Source organism: Shewanella donghaensis, assembly GCF_007567505.1.
GTDB classification, from domain to species: Bacteria; Pseudomonadota; Gammaproteobacteria; order Enterobacterales; family Shewanellaceae; genus Shewanella; species Shewanella donghaensis.
Genome location: NZ_CP041783.1, coordinates 3,469,517 through 3,485,691, shown reverse-complemented (window position 1 = coordinate 3,485,691; position 16,175 = coordinate 3,469,517). Strand labels below are relative to the sequence as shown.

18 protein-coding genes are annotated in these 16,175 nt (G+C 39.6%); 6 read left to right on the top strand and 12 right to left on the bottom strand.

Annotation, left to right across the window (positions count from 1 at the left end; translation table 11 throughout):
* Position 1: 1 nt before the first annotated feature.
* The 4 genes from FPK91_RS14980 to FPK91_RS14965 all read left to right on the top strand — a co-directional run bounded on the left by FPK91_RS14980 (position 2) and on the right by FPK91_RS14965 (position 3,413).
* A complete protein-coding gene (locus FPK91_RS14980) occupies positions 2–1,825 on the top strand; it encodes a penicillin-binding protein activator (RefSeq protein WP_144211977.1) in 1,824 nt (607 codons plus the stop codon).
* Positions 1,826–1,836: 11 nt separating this feature from the next.
* A complete protein-coding gene (locus tag FPK91_RS14975) occupies positions 1,837–2,163 on the top strand; it encodes a YraN family protein (RefSeq protein WP_144211976.1) in 327 nt (108 codons plus the stop codon).
* Positions 2,164–2,244: 81 nt separating this feature from the next.
* Positions 2,245–2,838: a phosphoheptose isomerase gene (locus tag FPK91_RS14970; RefSeq protein ID WP_144211975.1), complete on the top strand. Its 594-nt coding sequence runs from the start codon at positions 2,245–2,247 to the stop codon at positions 2,836–2,838.
* A complete protein-coding gene (locus tag FPK91_RS14965) occupies positions 2,835–3,413 on the top strand; it encodes a BON domain-containing protein (RefSeq protein WP_144211974.1) in 579 nt (192 codons plus the stop codon). Before FPK91_RS14970 ends, FPK91_RS14965 begins: the two co-directional genes overlap by 4 nt.
* A 196-nt stretch (positions 3,414–3,609) precedes the next feature.
* Here the strand turns inward: FPK91_RS14965 and trpS are convergent, their stop codons facing one another.
* Genes trpS through rpe form a run of 3 tightly spaced genes read right to left on the bottom strand, consistent with a single transcriptional unit; the run spans position 3,610 to position 6,003 of the window.
* Positions 3,610–4,611: a tryptophan--tRNA ligase gene (gene trpS, locus FPK91_RS14960; RefSeq protein ID WP_144211973.1), complete on the bottom strand. Its 1,002-nt coding sequence runs from the start codon at positions 4,609–4,611 to the stop codon at positions 3,610–3,612.
* 4 nt (positions 4,612–4,615) lie between these two features.
* Positions 4,616–5,326, bottom strand: coding sequence for a phosphoglycolate phosphatase (locus FPK91_RS14955; RefSeq protein WP_144211972.1), 711 nt, complete (start codon positions 5,324–5,326; stop codon positions 4,616–4,618).
* Between the two features lie 2 nt (positions 5,327–5,328).
* On the bottom strand, positions 5,329–6,003 hold the full coding sequence (gene rpe / locus FPK91_RS14950; protein WP_144211971.1) for a ribulose-phosphate 3-epimerase: 675 nt from the start codon (positions 6,001–6,003) through the stop codon (positions 5,329–5,331).
* Positions 6,004–6,305: 302 nt separating this feature from the next.
* Between rpe and FPK91_RS14945 the strand changes: the two genes are divergently transcribed.
* Together FPK91_RS14945 and FPK91_RS14940 are read left to right on the top strand one after the other, a co-directional pair.
* On the top strand, positions 6,306–6,674 hold the full coding sequence (locus FPK91_RS14945) for a hypothetical protein (protein WP_144211970.1): 369 nt from the start codon (positions 6,306–6,308) through the stop codon (positions 6,672–6,674).
* Entirely contained in the window at positions 6,674–6,856 is a 183-nt protein-coding gene (locus FPK91_RS14940; RefSeq protein WP_144211969.1) for a DUF2970 domain-containing protein, read from the top strand. The genes FPK91_RS14945 and FPK91_RS14940 overlap by 1 nt, the downstream gene beginning before the upstream one ends.
* 22 nt (positions 6,857–6,878) lie before the next feature.
* On the opposite strand, the gene FPK91_RS14935 is transcribed toward FPK91_RS14940, so the two are convergent.
* The 9 genes from FPK91_RS14935 to FPK91_RS14895 form a co-directional block, all read right to left on the bottom strand.
* Positions 6,879–7,718 (bottom strand): Dam family site-specific DNA-(adenine-N6)-methyltransferase, encoded by an 840-nt coding sequence (locus FPK91_RS14935; RefSeq protein ID WP_144211968.1) that lies wholly within the window; start codon positions 7,716–7,718, stop codon positions 6,879–6,881.
* Between the two features lie 97 nt (positions 7,719–7,815).
* Positions 7,816–9,303, bottom strand: coding sequence for an ATP-binding protein (locus FPK91_RS14930; protein WP_144211967.1), 1,488 nt, complete (start codon positions 9,301–9,303; stop codon positions 7,816–7,818).
* Positions 9,304–9,329: 26 nt separating this feature from the next.
* Positions 9,330–10,406, bottom strand: coding sequence for a 3-dehydroquinate synthase (gene aroB, locus FPK91_RS14925; protein WP_144211966.1), 1,077 nt, complete (start codon positions 10,404–10,406; stop codon positions 9,330–9,332).
* 8 nt (positions 10,407–10,414) lie between these two features.
* Positions 10,415–10,930 carry a shikimate kinase AroK gene (gene aroK, locus FPK91_RS14920; RefSeq protein WP_144211965.1) on the bottom strand — a complete coding sequence of 172 codons (516 nt, stop codon included), beginning with the start codon at positions 10,928–10,930 and terminating at the stop codon, positions 10,415–10,417.
* Positions 10,931–11,230: 300 nt separating this feature from the next.
* Positions 11,231–13,279: a type IV pilus secretin PilQ gene (locus FPK91_RS14915; RefSeq protein ID WP_144211964.1), complete on the bottom strand. Its 2,049-nt coding sequence runs from the start codon at positions 13,277–13,279 to the stop codon at positions 11,231–11,233.
* Positions 13,280–13,300: 21 nt separating this feature from the next.
* The gene (locus FPK91_RS14910) at positions 13,301–13,816 is read right to left on the bottom strand and encodes a pilus assembly protein PilP (protein WP_144211963.1); all 516 of its coding nucleotides are present in this window, start codon (positions 13,814–13,816) and stop codon (positions 13,301–13,303) included.
* Positions 13,816–14,427 carry a type IV pilus inner membrane component PilO gene (locus tag FPK91_RS14905; RefSeq protein ID WP_144211962.1) on the bottom strand — a complete coding sequence of 204 codons (612 nt, stop codon included), beginning with the start codon at positions 14,425–14,427 and terminating at the stop codon, positions 13,816–13,818. Before FPK91_RS14905 ends, FPK91_RS14910 begins: the two co-directional genes overlap by 1 nt.
* Positions 14,424–15,002: a PilN domain-containing protein gene (locus FPK91_RS14900; protein WP_144211961.1), complete on the bottom strand. Its 579-nt coding sequence runs from the start codon at positions 15,000–15,002 to the stop codon at positions 14,424–14,426. The genes FPK91_RS14905 and FPK91_RS14900 overlap by 4 nt, the downstream gene beginning before the upstream one ends.
* Positions 14,990–16,069, bottom strand: coding sequence for a pilus assembly protein PilM (locus FPK91_RS14895; RefSeq protein WP_144211960.1), 1,080 nt, complete (start codon positions 16,067–16,069; stop codon positions 14,990–14,992). The genes FPK91_RS14900 and FPK91_RS14895 overlap by 13 nt, the downstream gene beginning before the upstream one ends.
* Positions 16,070–16,175: the final 106 nt, after the last annotated feature.

Genomic DNA, 16,175 nt, shown 5'->3' with positions numbered 1-16,175 from the left:
TGTGTTAAAAAGACTGAATACAACTAAATTTGTTTTCGCCGCCATTTTATCTGCCGTATTATTTGGTTGCGCAACTCAACCTACTGAAAATAAACAGGCTATTGATAGTTCGATGGCATCCGTTGAGCAAACGGCTAATGTTTATTTATCTGCAGCTAGCAATGCTCAGCAGCCACAAATTCGCGACCGCTATTTGTTACTTGCTGCACATGCTTATATTAATGATGGCAATATTGTTGCAGCAAATAAGCTTTTAGGCTCGATTAAAGCCGATTTACAAAGCGATTCAAGCATTCAAGCTGAGTATATTTACCTGACTGCGCGATTAGCGGAAAAGACAAGTTCTGATGCTGCTGCATTAAATATTTTGCAATACCCTACGCAATGGAAACTCCCTCAATGGCAGATGGTGACTTACCATCAATATAAAGCCCGCTTATATAATCAAACTAAACAGCCTATTAATGAGTTAAGACAACTCAGCTTACTCAGTTTATATCTCCCTAAAGAGCAAGCGCTGGAGGTGAATGATACGATTTGGCGCACACTACAGCCCTTACATGAAGAAACCATTAAAAGCTTCATGCGAGACAGCAGTAATCCCACATTTTCAGGCTGGTTACAGCTCGCTTATATTGCCAAACATTATGCGGTTGATCCTTCGCAGTTAGTCCGTTACTTAGGTGAATGGCAACAAGCCAACCCTAATCATCCTGGTGCAATGAAGCTGCCATCTGATTTAGAGCAAGCCTTAAATGCTAAACCCTTTAAACCACAAAATATTGCGGTTTTACTGCCACTATCGGGTAATCGAGCTTCAATAGCAGAGCCAATTAGACAAGGTATTTTAGCCAGCTATATGGCTGCTTTTGATGACAATATTGAGCTTAACTTTTTTGATTCTAATCTTGGTGTTGAGCAGGCTTATCAAGATGCCATCACTGCGGGTGCTGAGTTCATTATTGGTCCATTACTGCCTTCAGCGGTTGAGCAGTTACAAGCACTCAATGAGCAAGGTCAGCTCAATGTGCCGCAACTGTACCTTAATCAAACTGATACTTTTACGCCTAAGAATGACCAATTCTATTTTTCACTATCTCCAACGCAAGAAGCCAGTGATGCTGCGCAAAAGCTTTATGATGACGGCATAACCTTACCCTTGTTGTTAGTAAGTAATGACTCTACAGGTAAGCGCATGGCAGAAAGCTTTAATGCTAAGTGGCTTGAGTTAACTGAAGAGAATGCCGAAATACATTACTACGATGGCGGCGATCAGATGAAGCTTACGGTGCAAGAAGCATTAGGCGTAAAAGATAGCCAAGCGCGTATCGCGCGTATGAAAGAACTCATTAGCAACAAACTAGAAGCTGACTTTCGCTCCCGCAGAGATATTGACGCCATTTACATGATTTCTGCAGCTAAAGATTTAGTGTTATTGAAACCCTTTCTTGATGTGAACTTTAGTGTTTTTGCTGACCCAGTTGCACTGTATACCACTAGCCGTAGTCGCTTAAGTGGCAATTCGACACAGTCAGCACAAGAGCTGAACAATTTGATGATTAGTGACATTCCATGGTTGATGGAGTCAAATCCCGAAACCACCATGGTGAGTAAACTATGGAGTAATTGGAATAACAGCCAAAAGCGTTTGTATATCATGGGTTATGATGCACTTGATTTAGTGAGCCGTTTAGCACAAATGCGCGCATTCCCTGGTTACCAATTTAACGGACGAAGCGGCGCATTATCAGTGGATGAAAACGGCGTAATTGAACGTAAGCTCAGCTGGGGTAAATACCAGCGAGGCCAACTGCGTCCACTATGAGCTAATTAATAATGAATCAAGGCCAACACGCTGAATTAATGGCTCGAACTTACCTTGAACAACAAGGTCTACAGTTTGTGGTTCAAAATCAGCGTTATCGCTTTGGTGAAATTGATTTAATCATGCGAGATAAACAATCATGGGTATTTGTAGAAGTGAAGTATCGCTCGTCTACTCAGTTTGGTGGCGCATTAAGCGCTCTATCGTCAGCACAGATATCTCGTATAAGAAAAGCTGCTGCACAATATTTACAAACACATAAAATCAATGCTCCATGCCGCTTTGATGTGATCGCAATTAACGGATCCGACATTCAATGGCTTCAGGGGTGTTTTTAAGCGACCATTTTTAGCTATAATGCTGTACACATATAGATTTAATGCATGATAGCAACAAATTACCTTGTAAGGATTTAACCGATGTTAGAACGAATTAAAGATAGTTTTACAGAATCAATTCAAACCAAAATTGATGCTGCAGAAGCCTTACCTGAGTCGATAGAAAAAGCGGCTGAAATGATGGTGCAATGTCTTTTAGGTGGTAACAAAATCCTTGCCTGCGGTAATGGTGGTAGTGCTGGTGACGCGCAACATTTCTCTGCTGAGTTATTAAATCGTTACGAAATTGAACGTCCACCGCTACCTGCAATTTCATTAAGCTGTGACACTTCTACCATTACAGCCATTGCCAATGATTATAGCTATGATGAAATTTACTCAAAGCAGATTATGGCGCTAGGTCAACCAGGTGACATTCTGTTGGCCATTTCGACCAGTGGCAATTCTGGCAATATTATTAAGGCTATGGAAGCTGCGTTAAGCCGTGATATGACAATTGTAGCTCTTACTGGTAAGGATGGCGGCGCAATGGCTGGTTTAATGAGTGCTGGTGATGTCGAAGTACGCGTACCTTCAAATGTGACTGCACGTATTCAAGAAGTTCACTTACTCGTGATTCATTGCCTATGTGACAATATTGACCGCACGCTGTTCCCACAGGACGAGCCAGCATGATAAAAGCAGTTCTTGTCATAGCAACACTGTTTCTGCTTCAAGGCTGTGCTGGTGTTGTTATGGTTGGCGCTGTTGGTGGAGCCAAAATGGTCAATGATGAGCGTAGTATGTCTACGCAAATTAGTGATACTAATGCTGATTTTAATATCAGCAGTGCTCTGTCGCAACATCAAGACATTCATAACCAAACCAATATTACTGGTGTGGTGCTAAACAGTAATGTATTGATGATTGGTCAATCTCCCAACTCTATGTTGCGAGATAAAGCCGTTAAGGTGGTTCAAGAGCTCGAAATTGGTGGCAGATTGCATAACCAAATTCGCATTGGTAATCCGACCTCATTTACTACTCGAAGCAACGATACTTGGGTTACTACCAAAGTAAAAACGCGGATGCTAAATGAAAAAACCTTGGATATGACTCGAGTAAAGGTGGTCACTGAGAATGGTGAAGTATTTTTATTAGGCTTGATTGAGCGTGAGCAGGCCGATATCGCTGTCGAAATTGCTCGGAATACCTCTGGAGTTCGAAAAGTCATCAAAGTATTCGAGTATGTAGAGAAAGAAGACGACTAACCTTTTGTTGTTTTTTGTTCTGTTTGGGTTGCGTTCACGATTTTAAAGAGCCTTATTTTTATTGCGTGTAAATCATGGTTAGCGAAGTATTCTATCGTTACTTCATCAATAATAAATGGGTTCGCACAGATTAGTCCCAATAAAAAAGCCTGCAATTGCAGGCTTTCAAAAGACTTATATCTATTCAATAACAAGACTACACAATCATACCGATTTTTTCGTAAACTTTTTTGATCGTCTCTTCTGCGCGAGCTTGAGCTTTTTCAGCACCAGCTTTAAATACCGCATTGAGATAATCTTCATCAGCTCTAATCTTATGAAAACGCTCTTGCAATGGCTCAAGCATGGCGACAACCGCTTCACCTGTTGCCACTTTTAGATGACCATACATTTTGCCTTCAAAGTCTTTTTCAATCGACTCGATTGACTGACCATTACAACCTGACATCAAACTTAATAAGTTGGAAACACCTGGTTTTTCGTCTACGTCAAAACGCACTACTGGTGGCTCTTCACTATCAGTCATCGCCTTTTTAACTTTCTTCATAATCGCTTTAGGATCATCAAGTAAACCAATAACGTTGTTACGGTTTTCGTCCGACTTTGACATTTTCTTAGTCGGCTCTTGCAGTGACATAACTTTCGCGCCCGTTGGAGGAATAAACGGCTCTGGTACTGCGAACGTATCACCATAGGCATTGTTAAAGCGCGTCGCGATATCACGAGTTAGCTCTAAGTGCTGCTTTTGGTCTTGGCCAACAGGTACTTCGTTTGCTTGATATAGCAAGATATCAGCAGCCATCAACACGGGATAATCAAATAGACCCACATTGATATTGTTAGCATGTTTTTGCGACTTATCTTTAAACTGCGTCATACGACTTAGCTCACCCATTTGGGTGTAACAGTTTAACGCCCAACTTAGTTGAGTATGCTGCGGAACTTGAGACTGTAAAAATACCGTGCTTTTTTCAGGGTCGATACCGCATGCGAGGTAAATAGCTAACGTATCTAAACAGGCTTCACGCAATTTCGCAGGGTCTTGTCTCACTGTAATTGCATGTAAATCAACTACACAATAAATACAGTCGTGGCTATCTTGCATGCTAACCCATTGACGAAGTGCGCCCATGTAATTACCAATACTCAGCTCACCTGATGGTTGAGCACCACTAAACACGATAGGTTTTGCAGTCATTCGTTTATTGCTCCATTGATTTTGCATTCATTTCAGCGGATATATTCAATCGCACTAAAATTTCATTAAATTGTTCACATACTGCAGTTGGGCTGCTCAGCCCGATATCTTCGCCGTAGTTGTAGCCATAGGTCAAGCCTATTGAACTCACTCCGGCAGATTTAGCTGCTAAGATGTCATTTTTTGAGTCACCAACCATAAGTAGTTGCTCAGGCTCAAGTTGCCATTGCTGCAAAATATGCGTCAAAGGTAACGGATCGGGCTTCATTTTCTCTAGCGAATCGCCACCTAATACCAAGCTAAAAAAACCATCAATTTCAAATGCCGCTAATAATGGCTCAGTAAAACGAAATGGCTTATTAGTGACGATAGCCATGGGATACCCGGCAGATTTTAATGCATTCAGTGTCGATATGACTTGAGGATACAGCTTGCTATGCATTTGTAAGTGTTGCTGATAATGCACCATAAATAATGGCATAGCGGCATCAAGTTTACCGTCTGAATAATCGCTGCCCATTGCAAACACTAATGCTCTTTGCATCAACACTCTAGCACCGTTGCCAATCCAACTTCTCACTTGAGATTCATTACATACTGGCAGCCCTAACTCAATAAGCGTCGCTGACGTTGCAGCAGCAAGATCTGGCACGCTATCCACTAAAGTGCCATCCAAATCAAATGCAATAGCTTTAATTTGAGAGAAATTTATCATTATTATGCATCAACTTTTGCAAGTTCATCACGCATTTGGTCAACAACCACTTTATAATCAGGTTGATTGAAAATAGCAGAACCAGCAACAAACATATCTGCTCCTGCTGCAGCAATTTCAGCAATATTATCCACTTTTACGCCACCATCAACTTCTAAACGAATGTCGTAACCGCTTGCATCGATGATGTCACGTACTTGCTTAAGCTTATCAAGGGTAGATGGAATAAATGATTGACCACCAAAGCCGGGATTGACTGACATCAATAAAATCACATCAAGCTTATCCATTACATGATCAAGGTAATGTAATGGCGTACCCGGATTAAATACTAAACCCGCTTTACAACCCGATTCATTAATCAGCTGTAAACTGCGATCAAGGTGCTCTGTGGCTTCTGGATGAAAAGTAATAATAGATGCCCCAGCTTTAGCGAAATCAGGAATCAAACTGTCTACAGGCTTAACCATTAAATGCACATCAATGTCAGCAGTAATGCCATAGTCGCGCAAAGCTTTACACACCATTGGGCCAATTGTTAAGTTTGGCACATAGTGGTTATCCATGACATCAAAATGAACAACGTCAGCACCGGCATCTAAAACGGCTTTAACATCATCACCCAAACGGGCAAAATCGGCAGATAAAATAGATGGGGCAATCAAAAATGGACGCATAGTCTTCTCGAGGCGATTAAAAGTGCCACTATTTTACCCTCTGCAGCGTAAACGCTCTAGTCACAAACCGTAATAAAAACTTATGAAAGCTGATTAATGTAAACTTTCATAATCTGTAAGTATTAAATTGATCTAGATCACGGTTTATTGATGTTCATTATCTAAGCAAACTTGCTATAATGATTATAAGTCACTTTGTTTTTTAAACTTTATTGTATCAAAGTGCGTATAAGGCAATGTTTGCAGAATAACTTAATGTTTTGTTGTGATATTTTTGGAAATATAAGACAAGGATAGCCCTAATGATATTCAATCAGCTAAAGATAAGCACCAACCAAGCAGGAAAAGTGACAGTAAAGCCTGTGGTAAGCTTATTTTCAACTACAGCATTGATGTTAGTAGCCTACGTAGCCATGTCCGAAAATCAGCAAAACTTGCAAGCGAAGCAGTGTGATTGTTCAAATGATGTCACTTACAACTCAAGCTTACCAAGCAGCCATCCAACTAACCGTTGCGCTATTGATTCAGATAATGTGAGCTGGGGAGATTGGGTTACAGGTAATAGCCGTTCAAGCCAATTTCATTTTTTAGACTTACTTGAACTGTTACACAGTAACGATAAAAGCAAACCTATCAACGATATACCTACTAATAACCCTAACGCAATTTAATGTCTATTTGGCGAGTTTTCACCAGTACCGTTGCCGCTTTTTTCGGGGTACAAACCGAAGATAACCGTCAACGTGATTTTAATCATAATAGCTCCCCACTACCTTTTATCTTAATGGGGATTGCTCTGGCGATTTTTATGATTTTATCACTCATCTTTATCGTTAATCAGGTGTTGAGCTAAGTTCGTCTATTCCACTCACTAGCTAATCAATCACTTCTTGATAATGATGATCATATAACGCCATCACTTCAGCGACCTTCTTACGAGAAGAACCTTTTTGACTGATATTACGCTGCACAGCTATAGAAGCCATTTTAGCGCCCCGATATAACTCTCTAGTAAGCGGAATATCATGATTACTAATCAATACCGGTATATCCCGTACAAGCGCTGTATGGCGTGATTGTCTAGCTAGTAATGCTTGGTCATCAAGACTGAATCCTGGACCAACGTAGGTAGTAAAACTTGCCGTGGTTGATAGTGGTGCATATGGTGGATCGCAATAAATCACATCACCTTTGTCAGCCATATCGAATGCTTGTTCATACCCGACACAGTAAAAGGTGGCTTTTTGCGCTTTTTCAGAAAAATAAAGTAATTCATTCTCTGGAAAATAAGGTTTTTTATAAGACCCAAACGGCACATTAAAGCCGCCTTTACGATTATAACGACATAAGCCATTAAAACCGTGACGATTCATATACAGGAAGTACACTGAACGTTTAAATGGGTCTTGAGTTTGATTGAATTCTTCACGCACTCGATAATATTGTTCTTTAACGTTCATCTCTGGTACAAACATCGCTTTAGCCGCAGCAATGTATCTATCAGGCTCGTTTTTGACAATATTATAAAGGTTAATCAAATCGTGATTAATATCGCATAGCAGGTATGAGTCATAATCAGTATTAAGAAATACCGAACCCGCTCCTACAAATGGTTCAATTAACCTTTCACCTTCAGGCAAATGCTTTGCTAGCTCGTCAACGAGTTTAAATTTTCCACCCGCCCACTTAAGAAAGGCTCTATGCTTTTTAGTCATGAATACCAGTTACTAGCAAAAATAAAGCTGATGATTGTACTCTTTTTAATAAGAATATTCATTGTTTGAATCCAGTAAACTTAAGGGTTTTGTTCATTTAATTCAAACTCAGTTGATAGCCTTTAAGATCGCTAAACTTTCTAACCCAAGGTGCACTCAATCCAAGCTCACTTTGTAAAGCTATTGCCTTACTTTGTGCTTCAGCGGCATCATCAAACTGACCAAACAACACAATATAACGATCTTTAAATTTTGCCTCAACTAAAGATGGTTCATCTTCTAGTTTTGATAAAATATTTTGTAGGGACTTTTGATCTTTGACGCTCGCAAGTTGCAGAGTGTAACCTGAACGCTGCATTAAAGGCGTAATATTATTTACCACTGCTGCATCGACCTGCTTAACGGGTTCATCTATTGGGTCAATGGATTGTTGCTGTAATTTATCTATCTCAATAATTGCTATGGATTCATCTACATCGTCAGTATGGATATCTTCGCTAGAGCTAGTATCAACGTTAGACGCACTGCCGTTATTTTGTAATCCTAAATTCAACGTACTCGTTTTAATAACGGCCAGTTCAGTATTGTCGGTTGCCACAGTATCAACGTTATTAGCTTTAGAGATTGAAGAATTTTGCATGATATGTTGTTCAAAAGGTATTGTTGAGTCTGGCTTATTTATTTTCACCAAGTAGCCATGCTCTAATAACCAAGATTGCAATAATTTTTGAGCATAGAAAAAATTAAACCATTCAACATCAGAGTTAGGGGCGCTATACAAAACGGGCAGTTGAGGGGCATCAACCGTCGAATCAACATCTTGATCGTCATAAAAAAACCACATCACTGCAATTGTTAACATCACAATTGCACCAACAACTGCTGTCGAGGCAAATTTAGGCCAACGCTTTTTCTGATCGACTTTATCCTCTAATGCGACATTTAATAATGCAATAACTTCAGCAGGTGTGCCTGATTGCTTTTCAATTTGTGCCTGGATAATTTCTCGGGGAATAAACGGGGATTTATTACTTCGCACGAGAAGTGTGCGATACAAACCTTCCCGTTCAACCATAGATAATGGTTCAATATCTACACTGAGTAGCAAATCTTTAGTGGCTGCTGTTAACTCAGTTAATTCAGCAAAACTTTGTGTCGTCACTGTAAAAGTGAGTGATACGGGTTTACCAGCACATTGTATTTGGGTTAAGACTAAGCATTCAGCCCATAGCTCTTTAGGTAACAAATGCGCGTCATCAATAATGATATGCAAGGGTTTTGTTAAACTTGATTGAATCCGCATCAAGGTATCTGATAATGGCAAAGCATCATCGAAAATTGGCGACGAGATAAGTTGTACAAGGATTTTTCGGCGGATTTCAGCACTGTCTGCATGCATAGGACAGATAACTAATGCAGAGTTATAATTATCTAACTCACTTGCCAGAGCAGTAACTAGGGTCGTTTTGCCGGAGCCTTTAGCACCTGACACTAATACAAGTTGCTCACTGTAGCTGGCAATATGTTGAAGTCGTTGTACTAAAGCTTCTTGAGAAGGAAGTAGTAGCGTTTGTTGTATATCCACAAGCCCACCGTTAAACTTAAGCAAGCTTAAACTTGGCTAATAACGTCTGCCAATAATGTCTCTTCAACATCAGAGAACACGTCAGCTGACCCTATTGAAGTCGGTAAGACTAAGCGAATTTGACCGGCGAGCACTTTTTTATCCCTTTGCATATGCTTCATAAAATCTGCAAATGTCATCGAGTCAGGAGAGGAGGTTGGTAAATCAAATGCCATCATTAACCGTGTAATACGATCAACATCTTGCTGTTCAATTAAACCTAATTTCTGTGCTGTGACTGCTGCCATTATGGTACCTGTCGATACAGCCTCACCATGCAACCAAACACCGTAGCCCATTTCAGCTTCTATAGCATGACCAAAGGTATGTCCTAGGTTAAGAAGTGCTCTAACACCGCGTTCGGTTTCGTCTTCTGCCACTACGTCAGCTTTAATCTGGCAACACTTGGCAATAGCATAGCTTAATGCCTCGGTATCTAGTGCTTTTAAACTATCGACATTTTGCTCTAACCAAGTGAAGAACCCAGCGTCCCAGATGATGCCATACTTTATGACTTCTGCCATTCCCGCGGCAAACTCGTTAGCTGGTAATGTCGATAAACAATTTGTGTCGATCAATACAAGTTGGGGCTGATAAAACGCACCAATCATATTTTTACCGAGCGGATGGTTTACTGCAGTTTTGCCACCAACAGAAGAATCGACCTGTGATAACAATGTGGTAGGAATTTGAATGAATTCAACTCCTCGCTGATAGCAAGACGCAGCAAAGCCGGCCATGTCACCAATGACACCGCCACCTAGCGCTACAATCACGCAATCACGAGCATAATTATTTTCTAACAATGCAGAAAAAATTAAATCTAAGTGAGTTAAATCTTTATATTGTTCACCATCCGGTAATACAACGACACCCACATCACTGCAACACGCCATAGCTTGCTGAACTTGTTCTAAGTACAACGGTGCAATGGTGTCATTAGTGACGATAAGTGCTTTTTTACCGGAAAGGTAATCGGTTAGATAAGCATTTTGTAGCAATAAATTCTGGCCAATATAAATGGGATAACTTCTTACACCTAATTCAACCTGAACTTGTTGCATAAACCTACCTAAAAACCGAGTTGCTCAATAATTTGATTTGCGACAATTTTCGCACTTTGTTCATCAGTCTTAACAATAACGTCTGCAATCTCTTCATATAAAGGATTACGAACTCCAGCAAGATCCTCAAGCACTTCGCGAGGGTCATCAACCTGTAGTAAAGGTCGACGCTTATCACGTTGAGTTCGAGCAACCTGCTTATCAATTGTAGTCTCTAGGTATACAACAATACCGCGAGCTGATAAGTGATTACGAATGTCTTTGCTTTGTACAGATCCGCCGCCAGTAGCTAGGACAATGCCCTGCTTTTCCGACAGGTCGGCGATGACCTGAGCCTCGCGAACACGAAAACCTTCTTCGCCTTCAACGTCAAACACCCATGCAATATCTGCACCTGTGCGTTGCTCAATCTCGTGATCTGAATCGTGAAAATCTAAATGCAGCAGTTGGGCCAGATGGCGACCAATTGTGCTTTTGCCTGCGCCCATAGGGCCTACCAGAAAAATATTGCGTTTTTCAGCCATTTTATATACGTCTGAATCTTATATGAAAAGTATGCCTTGCCGACTTAAAACTCAAACCGACCTAAAATTTAACCTTGCTCTAATGAGACTTGACGTCGGATTATCTCAGTTATTCACCAGTTGTTGCAAGTCATGTTGACGATTTAAAGTAAGTTTATTCAAAATAAATATTTATAAGCTGTAATTTGTTCGAACATGTCCATGCCCGCGATATGTAATGACTAAAATATTATCAATGAATTAATAACGTTAGCGCAAAAAAATGCCAGCAATTAAGCTGGCATTATTATTTCTGTGAGTTTACATTTTTTCAGTCACAATTTTAGGTGTCACGAATATTAGTAACTCTTGGCGCTCATTTTTATCAGATGTATTGCGGAATAAGAACCCAAGTAATGGAATATCTCCTAAAACAGGAACTTTACTCACTCGGCTAATCAAGTTTTGCTGGTAAATACCACCAAGTACGATAGTTTCACCATTATCAACGAGCACTTGTGTTCCAATACGCTGCGTATCAATAGAAACTGCTTCACCAGTACCAGTTTGAACGACCTCACCTCGAGTATCTTGAGTAATTGTAAGGTCTAGAATAACTCGATCATCAGGTGTAATTTGAGGCGTAACACGTAAAGATAATACCGCTTTTTTAAAGCTTACTGTAGTTGCACCACTTGAGGCAGCTTCGACATAAGGTATCTCCACACCCTGCTCAATAAAGGCTGCTTTTTGATTTGAGGTAGTGATACGAGGACTGGCAATAATTTCACCTTTATTCTCTTGCTCTAGAGCACTTAGCTCTAAATCAAGTACGGTGCCATCAGCCATTTTAGCCACACTAAACGCAATACTGGCAGCATTTGTCGCTGAAGAAGGTAAATTCACATTCAAGCGGTCACTTAACGCAGGTATCAGTCCAGAAGCAATATCATTTGCCCCTTCAAGCGAGCCAGAAGTCCCTTTAGTACCCTGTTGATCAGTGATGCCCCAACGAATACCTAAGTCTTCAGAAACGTTATCCTTAACCGTAACCATACGGGCTTCGATTAATACCTGTTTAATCGGAATATCTAACACTTCAACTAAACGGTGAATAGTTTCCAACGATTCTGCGGTATCTTTAACTAAGACGGTATTAGTACGCTCATCAACAGCCACGCTGCCACGACTAGATAGTAAGCTCGAATCAGCCCCTTTCATCAATTCTGCAATATCGACAGCTTTGGCATAGTTTATTTGAATGTATTCTGAATAAAGTGGCGCAAGTTCTTTAACCTCTTGCTGATTGGCTAAATCTTGTCTTTCACGTATTGCCAACTCTTCACTTGGCGCGACCATCAAAATATTGCCTTCAATACGCTTATCTAAGCCTTTGGTTTGAAGAATCAAGTCCAATGCTTGATCCCAAGGCACATCATCTAAACGTAGTGTAATATTTCCTTCTACCGTGTCACTGGTAACAAGGTTAAAATCATTGTAATCAGCAATAATTTGCAAAACGGTTCTGACTGAGATGTTTTGAAAATTTAAAGATAAAGAACGGCCGTTATATTTTTTGTCTTCTTTCGCAATGGCAACGCGCTCAACTTTATTAATACTCACTTTGAAAACATTACCGTCTTGCTTGTAACTATAATCGTAGTTGCCATCAACATCGACCATGATTCGAGACGTTAAATCTTCTTTAAATGTCTCAAAGCTTGTCACTGGCGTATTAAAATCCTGCACGTCCATGACATATAAAAGCTCACTTTTAATATCAGTGTTATAAAGCTTAACTTCAAGTTTTGATCCCACTTGAGCAACATTAGCTGCCACTGAGCGGTTATTTAAATGAATCAGTAAGTCACCACCACCACTATTGTTACGGCGAAAATCAATGGTGTCGATGCCATTTACAAATGGGTTATCAGCACTATCAGGTCCCGACATGGTGTCATTCACAGTCAAGCGATAGGTATTACCTACAACTTTCCCTTGATAAGGCTTAACTTCAGTTAAATCTACAACAATATTAAGAGCGCCATTTTGCTGAGTGGTCTTTAAACCTTCAACTCCGACTCTATCAATAGTTATTTCATCTTTATCAAGGCTAGAGATACTGTCAGCGAAACTCAACAATATCTGGGCAGGAGACCCTGATAAGTCAACTTCAGGCTGAATAATGTCTGACTCAAAAACAAGTTCAAGCTCTAATTGATGATCAACGATTGAATGATACTTTACGTCCAATAACTTATTTGCGGCTAACGCGCTCGGTAAAACACCAAGCAATAACACAGCACCAAGCACGGTTCTGTAAAGTGAGATTTTTTTATTCGATATTAGTATCGCGGCAGAAGATTTCATTATTCCCTCATCCTTCGCTTATTATTTGCCAGAAAGTTCTAGATTGCTCGCTCTTTCAGCCCAGCAACCTGAACCGTCAGGTATTAATTCTATAATTTCAATGTATTGCGGTGTAACATTAGCGATTTGCCCGTAATAAAGCCCAAGATACTCACCAACACCTAACCGATAAACATTGGCGTCTGATGATTCAATTAAGGCCCAAACAGTACCGTCTTCACTTAATGTTCCGCGCATTCTTAAATTATCTAAAGCATAAGTTTCTAAACGACCTTTACGACGTTTTAAATCTGGCTGTAAACAATCCCTTGTTGTATCCACCACATCCTCTGTAAGTTCTCGAGATGGTGGTACAAAAGGACTTCGCATAAGTTCAGCTTGATACCCAAAATGCTCAAACTTAGGCGTTTCTTTCAGAGGTGGAATACGAGCAACATGCTGTGATTTTGTTGTAGTAACATACAACTCCAAATCACTTCTGTCACCAATACAACCTGTTAGCATTAACATCACGAGTAAGAAAGGTAAGAATTTCATTATTTCTTCCCCTTTTTATCTGGGAGTCTAGCACCCTCTTTAAATCGATAGGTTTTCGCTAGAATGTCCATCGATAAACTACCTGAATCATCTCGTTTAATCACAAAGTCATGCAAACTGACAATACGCGGCAGTTTTGCAACACCACTGACCATATGACCTAATTGATGATAATCGCCAACCACTGACATTTTTATTGGAAATTCTAAGTAAAAATCACGTTCAATTTCAGTATCCCAATCTAAGCTATTAATGCGAAGACCGGCATCTGTAGCAACAAATGTGGTGTCATCAAGTAACCCAGGCATTTCATTTTCAGATGGCAGCATTTTTAATAGTTCTGCAAATTGTGCTTCCATCACCACAAGTTGTTCACGATAGAGCTTTAAATTTGCAGCTAATCGATACTTTGTTTGAAAGTCTTCCCTAAGCACTATTTCTTTTCGACCTTCAGCATTAAGCGAATCGATAGCATCTGACACAAATAAGTAATAGCTTGCACCCATAACACACAAAGAAAGGAAAACAGCAAAAACAACTTTGACTAACGTAGGCCAAGCCCCAATATTCTCAAAATCAATATCGTTAAACTGATCTAAGTCGAGGTTCATTTTTGACCTCCTAGTGTTTTATCATTTTGCAATTGATCATCAAAAATTGTGACTCTCAACCTAAACTTTTGAAGTTGTCTCAAGTTTTCATTATGACTAACAATAGACTGCATGCTTGGATCATTTAAATAATGTGAGGTTTTTACTTTTCTCATCATATTCGCGACATTATTATTAGATTCACTACGTCCTTCGATCCACAGTAGGCTACCTTTCTTCTCTATACTAGAAAGATATATTCCAGGGGGCACGACTCTGACAAGTTCGTCTAGTACATGTGTCGGCAAATTACGTGATTGCTGAAGATCTAAAATAATTTTAGTTCGTCTTTCGATATCTTTTTTACGTTGTTTAATTTTGGTAATTTCAGCAATTTGAGAATCTAAAAACGAAATTTCAGATTGTAAATATGCATTTCTTGCACGTTGTTCATCTGTCACGACTTCAATAAAACTTAAAGTAATGAAAACAATTAAACACGTCACCAAAAAAACTAGCGCTAATACCCCAATAAAATCTCGTTTTTGTTTTTCCCTAGCTTCTTCACGCCAAGGTAATAAATTTATGTTCGCCATTGAGCGTAACTCCTTAGCGCTAAACCACAAGCGACCATGTATTTGCTAATACTAGGTTCTAATTGGTTTTTGATATCATCATCTGCATGTAAACACCCTTGGAAAGGGTCTGCAACAATTGAATGGACGCCTAAATCGTTAGTTAATAACGTCGTCATACCTTCAAGTTTTGCAGTTCCACCACATAAAACAATATAATCCACTTTATCTTTACCATTAGCAGTGCAATATATTTGAAGTGTTCGTTTTATTTGCTGTAATAATTGCGTTTGAAAAGGCGATAGTACTTCAAACATATAATTACGTGGTAATTCACCTGTTATTTTGGCAGTTTCTGCATCATCATATGGCATACCATAGAAAGATAATATTGATTGGGTAAATAGTTCACCACCAAATGCTTGCTCACGAATAAATGTCGTTTCACCATCTTCTACAACCGCAAACGTTGTCATATTCGCACCAATATCGACCAAAACGATTGATTTTTCATTCGCGCCTTCTGGTAATTGTGCAAGAATCAATTCCGCAGAGCGCCCTAAAGCATAAGCTTCTACGTCAACGACTTTGGTATCTAGTTCGATAGCATCAAGTGAATCCATTCTTGAATCAATATTATCGGTTCGACAAGCACTTAACAAAACATCCACTTTCGTCGGGTCCGTGGTGTTTGGGTTGAGTGTTTCGAAATCGATACTGACCTCATCAAGTGAATAAGGAATGAGATTATCTGCTTCAATGTCTATCTGTGCTTCCATTTCTTCTTCATTTAATGAAGCATCCATGTAAATCACTTTCGTCATTACAGCAGAACCTGAGACAGCTACAGCAGCAGACTTAATGCTTTTAGGCAGCCCACGCTTAATATGTCTCAATGATTCATTAACCGCTTCTGAATCGCGTATTTCATGATCAACTACTGCACCTTTACGTAAAGGTGCAGATATATAATTTTGAATTTTATATCCATCAGCAGTCTTACCCAACAAAATGGCTTTTATCTCATGAGAACCAATATCGATTCCGACCATTTGAGGAGCTTGACGCTTCCAAAATTTAGAAAGCATATTCCATCATCACATTTATTTTTTATATTTTAAAATAGATTAGCACAAAATCAACTCGTTATAAGTATTTGTATAAAATGTTTCCAAATTTAACAACTTGTTTTTT

Bases quoted from the DNA above. Each gene is read 5' to 3' on its own strand.
- rpe (WP_144211971.1), bottom strand. From the start codon at position 6,003: ATGCGTCCATTTTTGATTGCCCCATCTATTTTATCTGCCGATTTTGCC.
- FPK91_RS14915 (WP_144211964.1), bottom strand. From the start codon at position 13,279: ATGAAATCTTCTGCCGCGATACTAATATCGAATAAAAAAATCTCACTT.
- FPK91_RS14965 (WP_144211974.1), top strand. From the start codon at position 2,835: ATGATAAAAGCAGTTCTTGTCATAGCAACACTGTTTCTGCTTCAAGGC.
- FPK91_RS14955 (WP_144211972.1), bottom strand. From the start codon at position 5,326: ATGATAAATTTCTCTCAAATTAAAGCTATTGCATTTGATTTGGATGGC.
- FPK91_RS14905 (WP_144211962.1), bottom strand. From the start codon at position 14,427: ATGAACCTCGACTTAGATCAGTTTAACGATATTGATTTTGAGAATATT.
- FPK91_RS14975 (WP_144211976.1), top strand. From the start codon at position 1,837: ATGAATCAAGGCCAACACGCTGAATTAATGGCTCGAACTTACCTTGAA.
- FPK91_RS14945 (WP_144211970.1), top strand. From the start codon at position 6,306: ATGATATTCAATCAGCTAAAGATAAGCACCAACCAAGCAGGAAAAGTG.
- FPK91_RS14910 (WP_144211963.1), bottom strand. From the start codon at position 13,816: ATGAAATTCTTACCTTTCTTACTCGTGATGTTAATGCTAACAGGTTGT.
- FPK91_RS14895 (WP_144211960.1), bottom strand. From the start codon at position 16,069: ATGCTTTCTAAATTTTGGAAGCGTCAAGCTCCTCAAATGGTCGGAATC.
- aroK (WP_144211965.1), bottom strand. From the start codon at position 10,930: ATGGCTGAAAAACGCAATATTTTTCTGGTAGGCCCTATGGGCGCAGGC.
- FPK91_RS14970 (WP_144211975.1), top strand. From the start codon at position 2,245: ATGTTAGAACGAATTAAAGATAGTTTTACAGAATCAATTCAAACCAAA.
- aroB (WP_144211966.1), bottom strand. From the start codon at position 10,406: ATGCAACAAGTTCAGGTTGAATTAGGTGTAAGAAGTTATCCCATTTAT.
- FPK91_RS14900 (WP_144211961.1), bottom strand. From the start codon at position 15,002: ATGGCGAACATAAATTTATTACCTTGGCGTGAAGAAGCTAGGGAAAAA.
- FPK91_RS14935 (WP_144211968.1), bottom strand. From the start codon at position 7,718: ATGACTAAAAAGCATAGAGCCTTTCTTAAGTGGGCGGGTGGAAAATTT.
- FPK91_RS14940 (WP_144211969.1), top strand. From the start codon at position 6,674: ATGTCTATTTGGCGAGTTTTCACCAGTACCGTTGCCGCTTTTTTCGGG.
- trpS (WP_144211973.1), bottom strand. From the start codon at position 4,611: ATGACTGCAAAACCTATCGTGTTTAGTGGTGCTCAACCATCAGGTGAG.